The sequence below is a fragment of the Phycicoccus sp. 3266 genome (assembly GCF_031456495.1).
Classification (GTDB): Bacteria; Actinomycetota; Actinomycetes; order Actinomycetales; family Dermatophilaceae; genus Pedococcus.
Window position 1 is genome coordinate 310,025 of sequence record NZ_JAVDUW010000001.1, and the last position, 14,119, is coordinate 324,143.

The 14,119-nt window shown below is 72.9% G+C and carries 12 protein-coding genes and 2 tRNA genes; 6 read left to right on the forward strand and 8 right to left on the reverse strand.

Annotated elements, in window-relative coordinates; genetic code table 11:
• Positions 1-2: 2 nt before the first annotated feature.
• Entirely contained in the window at positions 3-599 is a 597-nt protein-coding gene (locus J2X64_RS01485; protein WP_310153079.1) for a single-stranded DNA-binding protein, read from the reverse strand.
• Positions 600-752: 153 nt separating this feature from the next.
• Between J2X64_RS01485 and J2X64_RS01490 the strand changes: the two genes are divergently transcribed.
• On the forward strand, positions 753-1,739 hold the full coding sequence (locus J2X64_RS01490; protein ID WP_310148606.1) for a class I SAM-dependent methyltransferase: 987 nt from the start codon (positions 753-755) through the stop codon (positions 1,737-1,739).
• A 129-nt stretch (positions 1,740-1,868) separates the two neighbouring features.
• Here J2X64_RS01490 and J2X64_RS01495 read toward each other — a convergent pair whose 3' ends face one another.
• The 3 genes from J2X64_RS01495 to J2X64_RS01505 all read right to left on the reverse strand — a co-directional run bounded on the left by J2X64_RS01495 (position 1,869) and on the right by J2X64_RS01505 (position 6,431).
• Entirely contained in the window at positions 1,869-3,668 is a 1,800-nt protein-coding gene (locus J2X64_RS01495) for a dynamin family protein (RefSeq protein WP_310148608.1), read from the reverse strand.
• Positions 3,665-5,356, reverse strand: coding sequence for a dynamin family protein (locus J2X64_RS01500; protein ID WP_310153081.1), 1,692 nt, complete (start codon positions 5,354-5,356; stop codon positions 3,665-3,667). The genes J2X64_RS01495 and J2X64_RS01500 overlap by 4 nt, the downstream gene beginning before the upstream one ends.
• 247 nt (positions 5,357-5,603) lie before the next feature.
• Positions 5,604-6,431: a hypothetical protein gene (locus tag J2X64_RS01505; RefSeq protein ID WP_310148610.1), complete on the reverse strand. Its 828-nt coding sequence runs from the start codon at positions 6,429-6,431 to the stop codon at positions 5,604-5,606.
• A gap of 80 nt (positions 6,432-6,511) precedes the next feature.
• Between J2X64_RS01505 and thpR the strand changes: the two genes are divergently transcribed.
• A complete protein-coding gene (thpR, locus tag J2X64_RS01510) occupies positions 6,512-7,075 on the forward strand; it encodes an RNA 2',3'-cyclic phosphodiesterase (RefSeq protein ID WP_310153084.1) in 564 nt (187 codons plus the stop codon).
• Between the two features lie 163 nt (positions 7,076-7,238).
• Complete coding sequence (locus J2X64_RS01515; protein ID WP_310148613.1) at positions 7,239-8,126, forward strand: hypothetical protein; 888 nt, start codon at positions 7,239-7,241, stop codon at positions 8,124-8,126.
• Between the two features lie 283 nt (positions 8,127-8,409).
• Here J2X64_RS01515 and J2X64_RS01520 read toward each other — a convergent pair.
• From J2X64_RS01520 to J2X64_RS01530, 3 genes are all read right to left on the reverse strand, one after another.
• Positions 8,410-8,483 (reverse strand) — tRNA-Arg (locus J2X64_RS01520).
• Between the two features lie 14 nt (positions 8,484-8,497).
• A complete protein-coding gene (locus tag J2X64_RS01525; protein WP_310148616.1) occupies positions 8,498-9,721 on the reverse strand; it encodes a M20 family metallopeptidase in 1,224 nt (407 codons plus the stop codon).
• 53 nt (positions 9,722-9,774) lie between these two features.
• Positions 9,775-10,953 carry a PrsW family intramembrane metalloprotease gene (locus J2X64_RS01530; RefSeq protein ID WP_310148619.1) on the reverse strand — a complete coding sequence of 393 codons (1,179 nt, stop codon included), beginning with the start codon at positions 10,951-10,953 and terminating at the stop codon, positions 9,775-9,777.
• A 70-nt stretch (positions 10,954-11,023) separates the two neighbouring features.
• Here J2X64_RS01530 and orn point away from each other — a divergent pair, with 70 nt between their 5' ends.
• The 3 genes from orn (at position 11,024) to J2X64_RS01545 (ending at position 13,300) form a co-directional block, all read left to right on the forward strand.
• Positions 11,024-11,650, forward strand: coding sequence for an oligoribonuclease (orn, locus tag J2X64_RS01535; protein WP_397444000.1), 627 nt, complete (start codon positions 11,024-11,026; stop codon positions 11,648-11,650).
• Positions 11,651-11,783: 133 nt separating this feature from the next.
• Positions 11,784-11,856, forward strand: a tRNA-His gene (locus J2X64_RS01540).
• A gap of 124 nt (positions 11,857-11,980) precedes the next feature.
• A complete protein-coding gene (locus J2X64_RS01545) occupies positions 11,981-13,300 on the forward strand; it encodes a tyrosine-type recombinase/integrase (RefSeq protein ID WP_310148624.1) in 1,320 nt (439 codons plus the stop codon).
• A 269-nt stretch (positions 13,301-13,569) separates the two neighbouring features.
• On the opposite strand, the gene J2X64_RS01550 is transcribed toward J2X64_RS01545, so the two are convergent.
• The gene (locus J2X64_RS01550) at positions 13,570-13,947 is read right to left on the reverse strand and encodes a hypothetical protein (protein WP_310148627.1); all 378 of its coding nucleotides are present in this window, start codon (positions 13,945-13,947) and stop codon (positions 13,570-13,572) included.
• Positions 13,948-14,119 lie beyond the last annotated feature (172 nt).

The window sequence follows — 14,119 nt, forward strand, 5'->3', positions numbered from 1 at the left end:
CGTCACACGCCCGACAGCGCGCGTTCGCCACCCTCGCGCGGCACCAGCCCGGTCGGCTCGACCGCCACCTCGTACTCGTCGGTGTCGGGGTCACCGCCGTCGCGCCGGCGTGCTGCCAGGTCGCCGGGCTCGAAGTCGCCCAGGTCCTCGGCCGGCGGCACCTCCTCCCCCTCGAGGGCCGCCATGACGTCCTGCACACCCGCGTCGGCCATGCGGTCGTGCTGGTCGAGCTGGGCCCGGGTGACGCGGTGCAGCGCGGTGGTCCCCCAGTTGAGGTCGTGGCCCACGGTGTAGGCGTCGATCTCGACCGAGGTCGCGGGGGTGTTGTCCTGGCGCATCCACTGGTTGACCCGCAGCCGACCATGGACCACCACCGACTCCCCCTTGTGCACGGAGTTCGCGACGTTCGCCCCGAGGGCCCGGAACGCCGTGACGTTGAAGAAGCTGGTGCCGGCGTCCTCGTAGCTGCCGGTCCTGGCGTTGAGGCGCCGCACCGTCGACGCGACCCGGAACGCCGCGAAGGGCACCCCGGTCCGCGTCGTGCGGGCCTCCGGGTCGGCGACCAGCCGGCCGGTCACCGTGATGTAGGACTCGTTCATCTCGCTCACCTCGTCATTCGTGTGCTGTTGTGGTGCGACCAGAGTGACGAGGCGACCGGAGCCCGACGAGGGCGTCGTCGCCCGCCTGTGGACGACCAACCGGCTCTGACGGCCCTGTGGACGGACCCCGCCCCTGTTGGCACACTCGCGCAGGTGACCTCGAGGGCCGCGAGCAGCACCGCGGTGCTCGTCTGCCAGGGCCGGGCCGTGGCCGACGGGCGCCTCGCGGTGGGCAGGTTCTCCGACCCGGTTGCGCGGGAGCTGCTCGACCCGTCGGAGCGTGCCCTCGTCGACGACGTACGGGAGGGGCTGCACCCGACCACCGGCGGCGCGCGGATGGCGTGGGAGCTGGTCCGCCAGACCGCTCTCGGCATGGTGCCCCGGACGGTCGCGATCGACCGGGCCGTGGCCGAGGCCGTGGCCGAGGCGCTGGCCCGGGCTCCGGCCGAGGTCGCTGGTGAGGCCGCGGGTGACGCCGTGGCCGAGGCGGTGGCTGCCCGGGCTTCGGGTGCGGTCGCGGACGGGAGCGGCACCGGCCAGGTGGTCATCCTTGGTGCCGGGCTCGACGCCCGGGCCTGGCGGATGGCGGAGCTGGCCCGATCGACCGTCTGGGAGGTCGACCACCCCGCCTCGCAGGAGGACATGCGACGGCGCGTGGGCGGTCGGCCGCCGGTCGCGGCGCGCCTCGAGTGGGTCGCCGTGGACCTCGCGGACCAGCCCCTCGCACCAGCCCTGGAGGCAGCCGGCTTCGACCGACGGCAGCCGTCGACCTGGGTGTGGGAGGGCGTCGTGCCCTACCTCACCCGCCAGCAGGTCGACCGCACGCTGCGCCAGGTGGGCGAGCTCGCTGCCTCGGGGAGCACGCTCGTCGTCAACTACCAGGCACGGTCCTGGGTGACCGCCGTGCTGCGCAGGGGCATGCGCCTCGTCGCGCGGTTGCTGCGGCAGCAGGACCCGTTGCGGGCTGAGCCGTGGCGCTCCCACTGGTCGCCGGCGCAGATGGCCCGGGCGTTGGGGCGGCACGGCTTCCGCGTCGTGGCGGACGACGACCTGCTCACGCTGTCGGCCGGGATGGACCTGCCCGGCGCCAACGCCCTCTCGATGCGCAACGGCCGCCTGGCCGTGGCCACCCGCCGCTGACCCGCCTCGGACCGCGGCGAGAGGTCGAGCGCCCCGCGCCGGCGGGGGCGTCAGACCGCGCCGAGATTGCGCCCCGTGCGCCCCGTGCGCCGCGGGCAGGCGCGGGCAGGCGAGGGCAGGCGAGGGCAGTCAGACGGCGGCGAGGTCGAGCGCCTCGCGGGTCGTCTTGTGCCGAGTGAGCACCTCGCGCACCGGCGCCATGATCCGCGACTCCGCCACGGCGGCCACGGCGTCGAGCAGCCGTCGCCGGACGCGCTCGGCCCGTCGCCTCGCCCCGATGACCGCGAACCAGCGCGCGGCCGCGGACAGGCCGAGGCCCAGCACGAGCCCCCCGACCAGCAGCAGCAACGGCACCGGCACCGACCCGACCCGCGGGGTGTCCACCGCCGGCAGCGCGAGCCACCCCAGGACGACCAGCACGGCCAGCCACAGGGCGCCGATCACGGTGAGCAGGGCCAGCACCAGCTGGGCCAGACCGCAGACGCGCCACCACAGCGGGGGTCGCATCTTCAGCGACGTGCCGACGACGGCCTGGTCGAGGGCGTCGGCGAGCTCCGGACCGGGAGGCGTGGCGGCGTCGGCGACGGCCTCGGCCCAGCGGTGCGGGAGCCCCTCGGCCGCGTCGGCACCGACCCGGCGAGTGGCGAGCTCGACGGCGGCACGGGCGGCGGGGGTGGGCGGCGGCAGCGAGGACCGGCCGAGGACCGTGCGCACGTCGCCGGCCGTCACGGCCAGCTTCTCCTCGACCTCGTCGCGGGTGTTGAGGCGCAGTCGCTTCATCGGGTCGGGACGCAGGGCGCGCACCCACCGGGTGAACGGCCAGCCCGTGCGCCCGTAGGCCTGGTGCCGGTAGTCCCGCTCCACGGCGTTGACGACCACCGGTATGCCGGCCGCCCGCGCGAGGGCGTCGACGAGCTCGTCGTCGACCTCCGCGGTGAGCTGCGGCTCGTTGACCCCGAGGTCTGCGCGCAGGGCCGAGGCGCTGGCGCGGATGTCGGCGGCGAGCCGGTGCTGCGCGGCGTTCTGGGCGGCGACGGCCGTCGCCAGCCGCATGCGCAGGGCTTCGACCCCCTCGCCGGTGCGGGCGGAGGTGGCGAGGACCTGCAGCTGGGCGATGCCGTCGTCGGCTGCGAGCCGGGACAGGTCCGAGCGCACCTGGCCGACGGCGTCGGGGGTGAGCCGGTCGGTCTGGTTGAGGACCGCCACGGTGACCGCGTCGTAGCTGGCGAGCACCTTGAGGTAGTCGTCGTGCAGCCGCGCGTCGGCGTACTTCTGCGGGTCGGTCACCCAGACGAAAACGTCGACGAGCTTGAGCACGCGCTCGGACTCCTCACGGTGCGCCAGCACCCGGGAGTCGAAGTCGGGGAGGTCCAGCAGGACCAGGCCGTCGAGCCGGCCCGGGCGCGCCTCGCGCCGGCGGCCCACCCGTCCGCGGACGAGGCCGACCGGCCCACGCCCCTCGCCGCCGCGCGCCTCGCGCCGTGCGCGACCGTCCGCCGCGGCGACATCCCCCGCCTCGAGGTCGCCGTCCAGCTCGGCCTCGTCGTCGGGGGCGACGCGGTGGCGCTGCTGCACCCCGAGCCAGTCCAGCAGCTCGCCGGCGTCCTGCTCGCCCCAGACCGCGGCGACGGGCCGGGAGGTCGTGGGGCGGCGCGCGCCGACCATCGCGACGTCCTCGCCGACGAGCGCGTTGAACAGGCTCGACTTGCCCGACCCGGTCGCACCCGCGAGCGCGACGACCGTGTGGCCGCCGGCCTTGGACGTCCGACCGGCCACCTTGGCGACCAGGGACCGCGCGTCGTCACTGCGCCCCGGGTCCAGCTGTCCGTTGCCCGCCGCGAGCGCCTGCTCGAGGGCTGCCGACTTCTGGGCCAGCTCCTTGGCCGTGATGCCCTTGACCCGTGCACCACCCATGATCAGGGGGCTCATCGCACCGCCTTCACCGCTGCCGCGGCATCTGCCAGGCGCCGGGCCTGGTCCGTCGTCACGTCCACGTCCCCCAGGGCCGCGTCGTAGCGCGCCTGCTCCACGGCATACAGGTCACGCACGCGGGTGAGGAGGTTCTCCCTGGCCTTGCGCGCCATGTCGCGCACGGCCTGGTCGCCGAAGATCGCCTCGAGCACCTTCTGCGCCAGCACCGCCGTGCCGCCGGCGATGCCGACCTCGGCACCGACCAGCCCCCCGGTGTGCGCGAAGGCCACGAGCATGAGGATCACCCCGACGCCGTTGAGGCCGTAAGCCGCGATGCGCGCCGTGGTGCGCCGGTCCTTGCCCTCGCGGCGGACGAGGTCGAGGACGTCGCCCTGCCAGTCGCGCACGAGGCGCTCGACGCGGACGGCCAGGTCGGGCGACGGCTTGGCGAGGTCGTCCTCGGAGCGCTCGAGCAGCACGTCACCGCCGGGCAGGCCGCGCCAGGCGCGGGCCGCCACGAGCGGGGCGCCCTGGCCCTGGGCCAGGACCAGCGCGGCGACGCCCGTCTGCAGCGCCTCGCCGAGGTTGCCGGACGGAGCGGGAGCACCCTTGAGGGCGGCCGTGATCCGGTCGCGCACCTTGGAGACGGTCGACTCGACCTGCTTGAAGAACTCGCCCGTGCCGACGTACTCCTGCCAGCGGGCCAGCACCTCGCCACGCAGCAGCGTGCCGTCGGTCATGCCCTGCTCGACGTTCTGCAGGGCGGTGGCGTAGGCGTCCTCGGCCGCGCGCTCGAGCTTGGCGAGCGCGTCGGCCTGGTGCTCGGAGGCGGTGACCAGCAGCGCGGCCCGGTCGTCGAGCGAACCGAGGGCGCCCTCGAGCGTCTGGCGGACGATGACCGAGCGGGCCCGCGAGTCGCTCGCGAGCGCGGTGAGCCAGGAACGCAGCCGGGCGACGTCGCCCTCGGGCAGCCGCCCCTGCCCGCTGAGCGTGGCCTCCGGGATGCCGAAGATCGGCGCGGTCGACAGGCCCTGCTCACGGAGCATGTGGGCGAGGTGGCTGCGGATGTCGGACATCGCCTCCGGCGGCACCCGGTCGAGGACGATCGCGACGGCGGTCCCCCGGTCGGAGGCCTGGCGCAGGAGCTCCCACGGCACCGCGTCGGCGTACCGGGCCGCGGTCGTGACGAACAGCCAGAGGTCTGCGGCGGACAGCAGCTGTCCGGCGAGGGCGCGGTTCGCGCTGACGACGGAGTCGATGTCGGGGGCGTCGAGCAGGGCCATGCCCGGAGGGAGCGAGCGCGAGGCGACCAGCCGCAGCGTGGTCGTGTCGCCGGCGCCCTCGCCCGTGGCGGCGGCACCCGTCGTGCGGCTCAGGCCGGGCAGCACCCGGTCGTCGAGGAACCACTTCTCGTCGTCGGGGTGGTGCACCAGGACCGGCACGGTGGTCGTGGGGCGCAGGACGCCCGACGCCGACACCTCCGCGTCGACGACCGAGTTCACGAGGGTCGACTTGCCGGCACCCGTCGAGCCGCCGACGACCGCGAGCAGCGGCGCGTCGAGCGAGCGCAGGCGGGGCAGCACGTAGTCGTCGAGCTGGCTCAGCAGCGCGGCGCGCGTGGCGCGGGCGGTCGCGACGTCGGGGACGTCGAGGGGCAGCGCCGCAGCGGACACCTGCTCGCGCAGGGTCGAGACGGCGCCCACCATGACTGTGGCGTCGTCGGGGGAAAGCACGGGGCGAGCCTAACGAACCCGTACGCATGTGCTCGCCGCGACAGACCACGGCGACGCACGGGTTTGGTCACAACTTCGTCCGAACGGAGGAGGGTGGGCGCACCGGGGCGCGTCCGCAGCACGCCCCCGCGCCCGGGCGCGTCGCGCACTGCAACCGCGCACTGCAACCGGGCGAGAGCCGGTGCGCCTCACGAGCGTCGGAGGATGGGGCGTCGCAGGCTCAGGAGCGGCGCAGCCAGTCCTCGTAACCGCTGGCGGTCGCGCCGTCCCCACCCTCGACCGGGCTCAGCCGCTCGACCGGCGCGATCTCCTCGACGCCGTCGAGCACGATGGCGTCGTCGGCCCCACCACCGGCCAGCGCCCGGCGCCGCGGCCGGCGACGACCGGCAGAGGCGGCGTCCCGCACGCCGGACCCGTTGCCGTCGTCGGGGACAGCGGAGTCGTCGCCGGGCGCGGCGTCCTCGAGCGCCGCAACCCCGTCCTCCTCGAACTCCGCAGGGAGCCGCACCCACCACAGCACCGCGACGGCGAGGACCGCCGCGGTCGCGACGGAGGGGCCGAGCCCCACGAGCCCGAGCTCGATCGGCCCCGGGCCCGTCCAGACCGTCACGGTCCCGGGGTCGGGCGCCGTCTCGAACGGGTTCCTGGCGAACATCGACACGACGCTCGCCGCGACGCCCACGAGGGCCACCAGGAGCTGGACCGCCCCCAGCACCAGCAGCTCCCAGCGCAGCAGCCGCGCGTGCGACACGGGGCGGACGCGGTGCAGCACCGCGACACCGGCGAGGACGACCAGGGCCGTGAAGAGCGCCGACAGCACCACCGGCCGGTACACGCTCGTCTGCGCGAACGCCGTCACGTGCTGCAGGAAGGTCAGGTGCAGCACCGTTCCGTCCGGGCCGGTCGGGCCGAAGGCGACGACCTGTCGCCAGGCCGTGACCGCGTCGAGCACCTGTCCGAGGACGAGCAGCGCGGCCGCCGCCTCGAGGACGCGCACGGTGACGAACCACGTGCGGGCGGGTGTCCAGTCCGGGCGCCACGACGGCATACCTGCTCCCCCTTCGTCGGGACCCAATCTAGTTGGCGGCCGCGCCCGCACAACGGCCCCGACACAATGGGGTGGTGCGGATGTTCGCGGCGCTGGTGCCGCCGGCCGAGGCGGTCGAGGACCTCGACGCCTTCCTCGAGCCGCGGCGCGACGCCGGCGACCGCCTGCGCTGGACCGACCCCGACCAGTGGCACGTCACGCTCGCGTTCATGGCGGACGTGCCCGAACGCTCGCTCGACCGCCTCGTCGATGAGCTTCACGAGGCGGTGATGGGGCGGGGCGCCCTGTCCCTCCGGATCCGCGGCGCGGGCGCGTTCCCCGAGGTGTACGACGCCCGGGTCCTGTGGGCGGGCGTCGACGGCTCGCCCGACGCGCTGGCCGCCCTGGCCCGCGGCGTGCGCCGGGCGGCGGTACGCGCCGGGGCGTCGCCGCAGGGCGGGCCGTTCCACCCGCACGTGACGGTGGCCAGGTCGCGGAGGCCGTTCGAGTCCACGCGGTGGCTGCGGGTGCTGGACGCGTATGCCGGTCCGGCGTGGACGGCGGCCGAGGTCACCCTCTTCGCGTCGCACCTCGGCGAGGGGCACAGGCACCGTCCGCGCCACGAGCCGGTGGCCGTCGTGCCGCTCGGGGAGGGCGACGCGTAGGTCTCGCGGGCGTTGAGCCGTCGATGCCTGCGTTGGCATGTGTTTGACGGGATACGTAGACCCGCATACGCATTTCGGGCGATCCGTCCACGACTGCGTGGTGCCACCGTGGCGGGATCGCCCCGCCGAAGGGACGGGGCCGTCTGGAAGCGAGAGAACCTCCATGCGCAGACTTCTCACGGGTGCCGCCGTCGTGCCGCTCGCCATGATCGCCCTGGCGCCGAGCACGTACGCCGCACCGCAGGGCGGACAGGTCTCCGGCGCCATCTTCACCACCGACGTCACCGGTGCACCGGTCAACCTCAACCACTACGCGGCCAAGCAGGACGTCTACCTCAACGGCGGCCCCGGCATCAACGCGCCGATCGGCGCTGCCGGGCTCCCCGCGGGGACGTACACGTTCCAGGTCACCGGGCCCAAGCCGACCCAGCTGCTCAGCTCGGACGCGCTGGCCTGCCGCCAGTTCATGGTGGACGCCTCGGGCGTCATCCAGAGCGTCTCGCCCTCGGGCGCGTGTGCGCACGCCACCGGCACGAGTGCCGACGACCCGGGGATCACGGTGCAGCTGTACCCGTACGCCGACACCCCGAACCCCGGCGGCGTCTACAAGGCCTGGGTCACGCCGACGTCGCGGCTGGACTGCGGCCGGTTCGCCAAGTACGGCTGCTTCAACCCGCGCTACAGCAAGACGGACAACTTCAAGGTCCTCGAGAACGCGATCGTCGAGATCGACACCCGCTTCTGGAAGAACGGCAACGCCCTGCTCGGCATGGCGGCCGGTTGGACCGACACCGTCGGCGCGTCGAACGTGAAGTACTCCGAGTACAACCCCGCGATCCTCGCCTACAACGAGGCGCACGTGGAGGCAGCCGAGGAGGGCACGCACACCATCACGGTCTCCGACCAGCCGGGCTGCACGATCGACTACGTGACCGGGCCCAACGGTGAGCGGTACCGCAACGGCAGCGGCAGCTACTCGGTCTCGGTGACCGTCGCGCCGTGGAACGCCGGGGACGACACCACGTACCGCGTGGAGGTGTACTGCCAGTAGGGCGCTCGACATCGGCGCGACACGACGCCGGTGACGAGTCGGGCCCGGGGCCGGCAGCGATGCCGACCCCGGGCCCTCGCCGTCCAGCCGTCCAGCGCCCCCGGCAGGAGCCGCCGGGGGCGCTCCGTTCGACCGGCTCCCATCGTCCTGACCGGAGTCGCTGACGGCTCGCTGCGCTTCGCCGTCCAGCGCCCCCGGCAGGAGCCGCCGGTCTCACTCCGTTCGACCGGCTCCCATCGTCCTGACCGGGGTCGCTGACGGCTCGCTGCGCTTCGCCGTCCAGCGCCCCCGGCAGGACTCGAACCTGCGACCTCGGGATTAGAAGGCCCTTGCTCTATCCAGCTGAGCTACGGGGGCTGGGCCCGCACAGTCTAGGGGCGCATCCCCGCACGCAGCTGTGCACTGCGCCGCAGGGCGAGCTCGGCGAGCAGGGCCGCGCCCTCGGGCACCACCGAGTCGTCGAAGTCCGCGCGCGGCGAGTGGTTGTCCGGGGCCGACTCGTGGTCCTGGGCAGGGCACGCGCTGAGGTTGACGTAGGCGCTCGGCACGAGCTCCCCGACGAAGGAGAAGTCCTCCGACCCCATCTCCGGGTCGCGCTGGTGCGTGTACCGGTCCTCGCCGAACAGGTCGACGATGGTGTCCTTGGCGAACGCGTACTCGGCCTCGTCGTTGACGGTCACGGGGTAGCCCGGCAGGTGCGTCACCTCGGCGGTCAGCCCGTGCGCGGCGGCGATGCCGGTGGCGAGCTGCTCGATCCGCCGGCTCACCTCGGCGCGGCTCTCCGGGGACAGGCTGCGCACGGTCGCCTCGAAGACCGCGTCGTCCGGGATGATGTTGTCCTTGGTGCCGCCGACGAACTTGCCGACCGTGACGACCACCGGGTCGAAGACGTCGAACTGCCGCGTCACCAGCGTCTGCAGCGCCACCACGACCTCGCACGCGACGGGGATCGGGTCCTTGGCCCGGAACGGCTGCGAGCCGTGGCCGCCCGCGCCCACGATGCGCACGTACACCTCGTCCGCCGCCGCCATGAGCGGGCCGGGCCGCCCGAACCACGTGCCGCGCGGGTGCTCGGAGGAGTAGACGTGCAGGGCGTATGCCGCGTCGACGCGACGCCCGGCGACGTCGAGCAGGCCCTCGTCGATCATCGGCTTCGCCCCGCCGGGGCCCTCCTCCCCCGGCTGGAACATGAAGACCACGTCGCCCTCGAGCTCGTCCCGCAGCTCGTGCAGGATCCGGGCCGCGCCGACGAGCCCCGCGACGTGCAGGTCGTGGCCGCACGCGTGCATGACGCCCTCGTGCTTCGACACGTACTCCAGCGGCAGGTCCTCGGTCACCGGCAGCGCGTCCATGTCTCCCCGCAGCAGCACGACCGGGCGCTCGCACCCGGGGTCGCCGCCTCGGCCGCGCAGCACCGCGACGACCGAGGAGAGGTCGCGGCCCAGCGTGACCTCGAGGTCGAGGTCTGCGAGGGCGTCGACGACGGCCTGCTGCGTCAGCGGCAGGTGCATCCCCACCTCGGGGAAGCGGTGCAGCTCGCGTCGCAGGGCGACGAGGTCGGGTCGGAGGGACTCGGCGAGGTCGAGGGTGCGCATCCGTGCACGCTAGTACGCCGCTGCCGAGGCGCGAGCCGAGCGTGCGGCCGCGTCTAGAGGAACCGTTGTCGCGCGGCGGTGATGGAGCCGAGCAGCTCGCGCTCGGTCTGCAGCGCCTGCTGGTCGGCCGCACTGTGCTGCATGCGGGCCCGCAGGAGCGCGAGCTCGGACGCCGCGTCCTGGAACCTGCGCATCGACGACAGGCCCCGACGACCACCCGCGCCCCTGGCCCAGGCCCGCGCCGCCCGACGCCCCGACATGGTCGAGAGCATCTGCACCTCGCCGCGGCTGAACCAGCCGGCGTCGGCGTACTGGCTGAGGTAGCGGCCGATGAGCCGGCCCTCGCGCCGTCGCGCCCAGACCACCAGGACGACGAACCCGAGGAAGATCGGCACCTCGACGACGAGGTAGACCGCGAGCAGGCCGTTGCCCCCGCTGAAGGCGGCGAGGTTCCACAGCGCGTGCAGGGCGGCACCCAGCAGGTAGCCGCCCACCGGGGCCAGCACCTTGAGCGTGCGGCTGCGGGTCGACGCGGCGATCCCGATGCCGATGCCGGTCATGGCGGTGAACATCGGGTGCGCGAACGGCGTGAACAGGCACCGCGCGATGAAGGTGCCGGTGAGCGCCTGGTCTCCCCCGTCGGCATACGCCATGCCGAGGTACTGGATGTTCTCGGTGAAGGCGAACCCGGCCGCGACCACGCCGGCGTAGACGATCCCGTCGATGATCCCGTCGAACTCACGCCGGCGCAGCCGCCAGACCAGCAGCACGAGCAGGCCCTTCGACGCCTCCTCCACGAGTGGCGCGGAGAAGATGGCCGTCGCGAGCATCGCCGGCTCGTCGGCGCCGGTGGCGGCGCGGAAGGCGATGTTGGCGCCGGTGTTGAAGACGCCGGCCGCGAGCGCCGCGACCAGGGCACCCCAGAGGAACGCGACGACCAGGTAGCGGTTCGGCTCGGCCTCGAAGCGGTCGAGCCAGAGGAACGACGGGATGACGATGCCCAGCGGGATCGCGGCCAGCAGCACCGCGAGCAGTGTCGTGACGACCCCGAGCGTGGCGTTGTAGTAGACCGCGAGGACCACGGCGGCGACGGCGAAGCCGACGACGACGAGGCCGCCGAGCAGCCACCGCCGGACGGCAGCCCGGCCGCTGCCGCGGCCGGAGTCCTCCGGATCGGGCCCCGCGCCCGCCACCGGCGGCCCGGCATACCCCTGCTCCTGTCCCCAGGTCATGACGGGCAGGCTAGTGCAGCACCTGGGGACCGGCCCGCGTCGCGGCGGCGCGCGCCATAAGGTGGCGGTCGTGAGCACCCCGACCGAACGTTCCGTCAACGACCGCATCGTCTGGATCGACTGCGAGATGACGGGGCTGTCCCTGCGCGACGACGCCCTCATCGAGGTGGCCGCGCTCGTCACCGACTTCGAGCTCAACCAGCTCGGCGACGGCGTCGACGTGGTCATCGCCCCACCTGCCGAGGCGCTGGAGCAGATGGACCCCTTCGTGCGCGACATGCACACGACCTCGGGGCTGCTCGAGGAGCTGGCGAGCGGCACGACGATGGAGGACGCGCAGGCCCAGGTCCTCGCGTACGTCCGCGAGTGGGTCCCCGAGCCGCGCAAGGCACCCCTGGGCGGCAACACCGTCGCGACCGACCGCGGGTTCCTCGCCCGGGACATGCCCGAGCTCGAGGCGCACCTGCACTATCGGATCATCGACGTGTCGTCGGTGAAGGAGCTGTCCCGCCGCTGGTACCCGCGGGCCTACTTCAACGCCCCGAAGAAGTCCGGCGGCCACCGCGCGCTCGCCGACATCCGCGAGTCCATCGCCGAGCTGCGCTACTACCGCCAGGCCGTGTTCGTGCCGCCGCCCGGCCCGGACAGCGACACCGCCAAGTCGATCGCCGCCCAGCACGTGGTCGACCACGGCTGACGCTGCCAGAGGTATGCCGTGCGGCCGCAGCGCCGCCCGGAAGGCGGCTGGGCAGGGTGGTCACGACCACCCGCCGGGAGCAGGTACTATTGGCGTCGCTTCAGCGGCCGGCAGCGTCCGGCCGCGACGCATGGTGGGTGTAGCTCAGCTGGTAGAGCGCTGCGTTGTGGTCGCAGATGTCGCGGGTTCAAGTCCCGTCACTCACCCGGAAGGGAACCGCCCGGTCTCGTGCTCAGTCACGAGGCCGGGCGGTTCTTGCTTTCCCCCACGGTCACACGCGGGTCACACGGCTAGACTGATGTGTGCAGACAGCGACCGCAGGGGGTAGTCATGGCGACCATCGACACGCGCACGAGCTCCAAGGGCGTGGTGAAGTACCGCGTCCGCTGGCGCCTCGGCGGGGCCCGTGACGGCAAGTGGCAAACGGCGACGTTCGCCAAGCTGAAGGGCCCGCTCGGCGCGGAGCGGTTCGCGGCGAAGGTCGAGGCGTGCGGTCACCAGTGGCCGGACGACGCCGACACCTCAGGCGCCCTGACCATCCCGGGCACGGAGACAGTCGAGCAGGTCGCGGAGGCGTACCTGGCTCAGCGGACGAAGCGGGCCCGGTCCGACCGGACGCCGAGCGATTACCGGCGCGACATCGAGAACTGGATCCTGCCGACGTTCGGCGGCCGCCAGTTCATGACGATCACCGAGCTCGAGGTGCAGGACTGGGTCGACGGGATGCTCGACGGGTCGATCGTCGCGCCGGAGCGGCCGGTGGAGGACCGCAAGCCGCACGCGCGGAAGAAGCCGCCCGCGCGTAAGGGCGGCCTCGCGCCGAAGACAATCGCTGACAAGCACGCGATCCTCTCCGGGATGTTCAAGGTCGCGTCGAGCGACTTCAACCCGTGCCAGGGCACGGAGCTGCCGCCGCGGACGAGGAAGAAGCCGAAGGGCATCATGCCTGCGGAGTGGACGGCCCTGCACCGGGCGCTGGCGCTGATCGACCATGACGCCGCCGACGTCGCCGAGTGCCTGCTCGCCACCGGCTGGCGCTGGTCCGAGGTCGCGGCCGTGACGACTCACCATGTCGAGGACTATGGCGACGCGATGTACCTCAACATGGCGCAGGTCGTCCGGCGGAATGCGGCCGGCCAGTTCGTCATCGTCGAGGACGGCAAGGCGGACGCGTCGTTGCGGCGAGTGAAGCTCGACTCGGCCGCGGCCGACATGGTCCGGCGCCGCCTGGTGGGGAAGGCGCCCGGGTCGCTGGTGTTCACCACCGGTCGTGTCGCAGCGGGCGGATCAGGTGGTCGCGCGAACGGCCTCGGCGGCTCCCAGTGGCACTACTCGAACTTCATGGAGCGCTACTGGAACCCGGCGGTCGAGGCGGCGAACCTGTCACGACGGCCGACACCGCACTGGCTGCGTCACACCCACGTCGGGTGGATGGTCATGTTCGGGAAGGCGACCCTGCCCGAACTGCAGTCGCGCATCGGGCACGCATCGATCAAGACCACTATCGACGTCTACGGAAGCATGCTGACGGACGTGTCGCAGACCTCGTTGGACGCGTTCGCGGCCATGCGCACAGGCTCAGTTCTACCGGCCGGCACTGTCAGCCCATCGGTCGAACGGGCCACCATCGAGGGGCGTCCTGTCGCGTAACACGGGATGTCCATGTGGCGTGATTCACTGCTCCCGTTGTGGGGGCTCAAGGAGTGGGTGCCTTCAACGGAGGAGATACGAGCCGGGGGTCGGGGACGACCAGTGAGGGAATCGCGTGCTGAAAGTTGTGCTGGAGGAGATGGGCCCAGGGGAGTACGGGGCGGTCTACCAGGAGGGTGGAGACGCTGTCGTAATCGTCGCAAGCGGGCTGCCGGAGGAAGCCCAGTTCGCCACGCTGGCCAGGCTGCTGGGTCGCCTCGACGTGACCGTCAGCTGTCGCCCTGCTCGTCTCGCTGCTCAGCCAAGAGGAAGCGCGCGCGCCTAGCGAGGATCTCCAGGCGCTCTTCGTCGAGCTCGTTCAAGGCCTCGGCGATGAGCTGCCCGCGCTCCGAGCTGATGGTGCTCGACACCGCGCCTGGGTAGCCAGCCGCCATGCCGGCCGCGGCGCGGACGCGCGCTTCGGGCATGTTCATGCCGCGGGCGAGCCCGTCGATGGTGTCAGGGTGGGGCGTCTGGCGCGAGGACTCGCGCTTCGCGATGGCCCACACGGTCTGCCGTGGCAGGCCGCCTCGTCGGGCGATGGAGGAGTACGACTCCCCCGGGTTGTCAGACAGGTAGTCAGCCACCAGTTGCTGGAGGGCATTCATCGGTACCCACTTGCTCCTGTCCATCACGAGTAGCACTTTGCCACCTTCGGCGGCAGGCCCTTGCACGATTGCTGTCTGATTCTGTCCGACCTGTTTGGAACTTGACCACTTTCCTATGACGTAGGGGTGTCGCGTGTCAGTTCCGTGTGGTCCTTGACTATTCTGTGTGGAC

Excerpts from the sequence above, each read along its gene's own strand:
- J2X64_RS01485 (WP_310153079.1), bottom strand. The coding sequence starts at position 599 with ATGAACGAGTCCTACATCACGGTGACCGGCCGGCTGGTCGCCGACCCG.
- thpR (WP_310153084.1), top strand. The coding sequence starts at position 6,512 with ATGTTCGCGGCGCTGGTGCCGCCGGCCGAGGCGGTCGAGGACCTCGAC.
- J2X64_RS01515 (WP_310148613.1), top strand. The coding sequence starts at position 7,239 with ATGCGCAGACTTCTCACGGGTGCCGCCGTCGTGCCGCTCGCCATGATC.
- J2X64_RS01550 (WP_310148627.1), bottom strand. The coding sequence starts at position 13,947 with ATGAATGCCCTCCAGCAACTGGTGGCTGACTACCTGTCTGACAACCCG.
- J2X64_RS01525 (WP_310148616.1), bottom strand. The coding sequence starts at position 9,721 with ATGCGCACCCTCGACCTCGCCGAGTCCCTCCGACCCGACCTCGTCGCC.
- J2X64_RS01505 (WP_310148610.1), bottom strand. The coding sequence starts at position 6,431 with ATGCCGTCGTGGCGCCCGGACTGGACACCCGCCCGCACGTGGTTCGTC.
- J2X64_RS01495 (WP_310148608.1), bottom strand. The coding sequence starts at position 3,668 with ATGAGCCCCCTGATCATGGGTGGTGCACGGGTCAAGGGCATCACGGCC.
- J2X64_RS01500 (WP_310153081.1), bottom strand. The coding sequence starts at position 5,356 with ATGGTGGGCGCCGTCTCGACCCTGCGCGAGCAGGTGTCCGCTGCGGCG.
- J2X64_RS01530 (WP_310148619.1), bottom strand. The coding sequence starts at position 10,953 with ATGACCTGGGGACAGGAGCAGGGGTATGCCGGGCCGCCGGTGGCGGGC.
- J2X64_RS01545 (WP_310148624.1), top strand. The coding sequence starts at position 11,981 with ATGGCGACCATCGACACGCGCACGAGCTCCAAGGGCGTGGTGAAGTAC.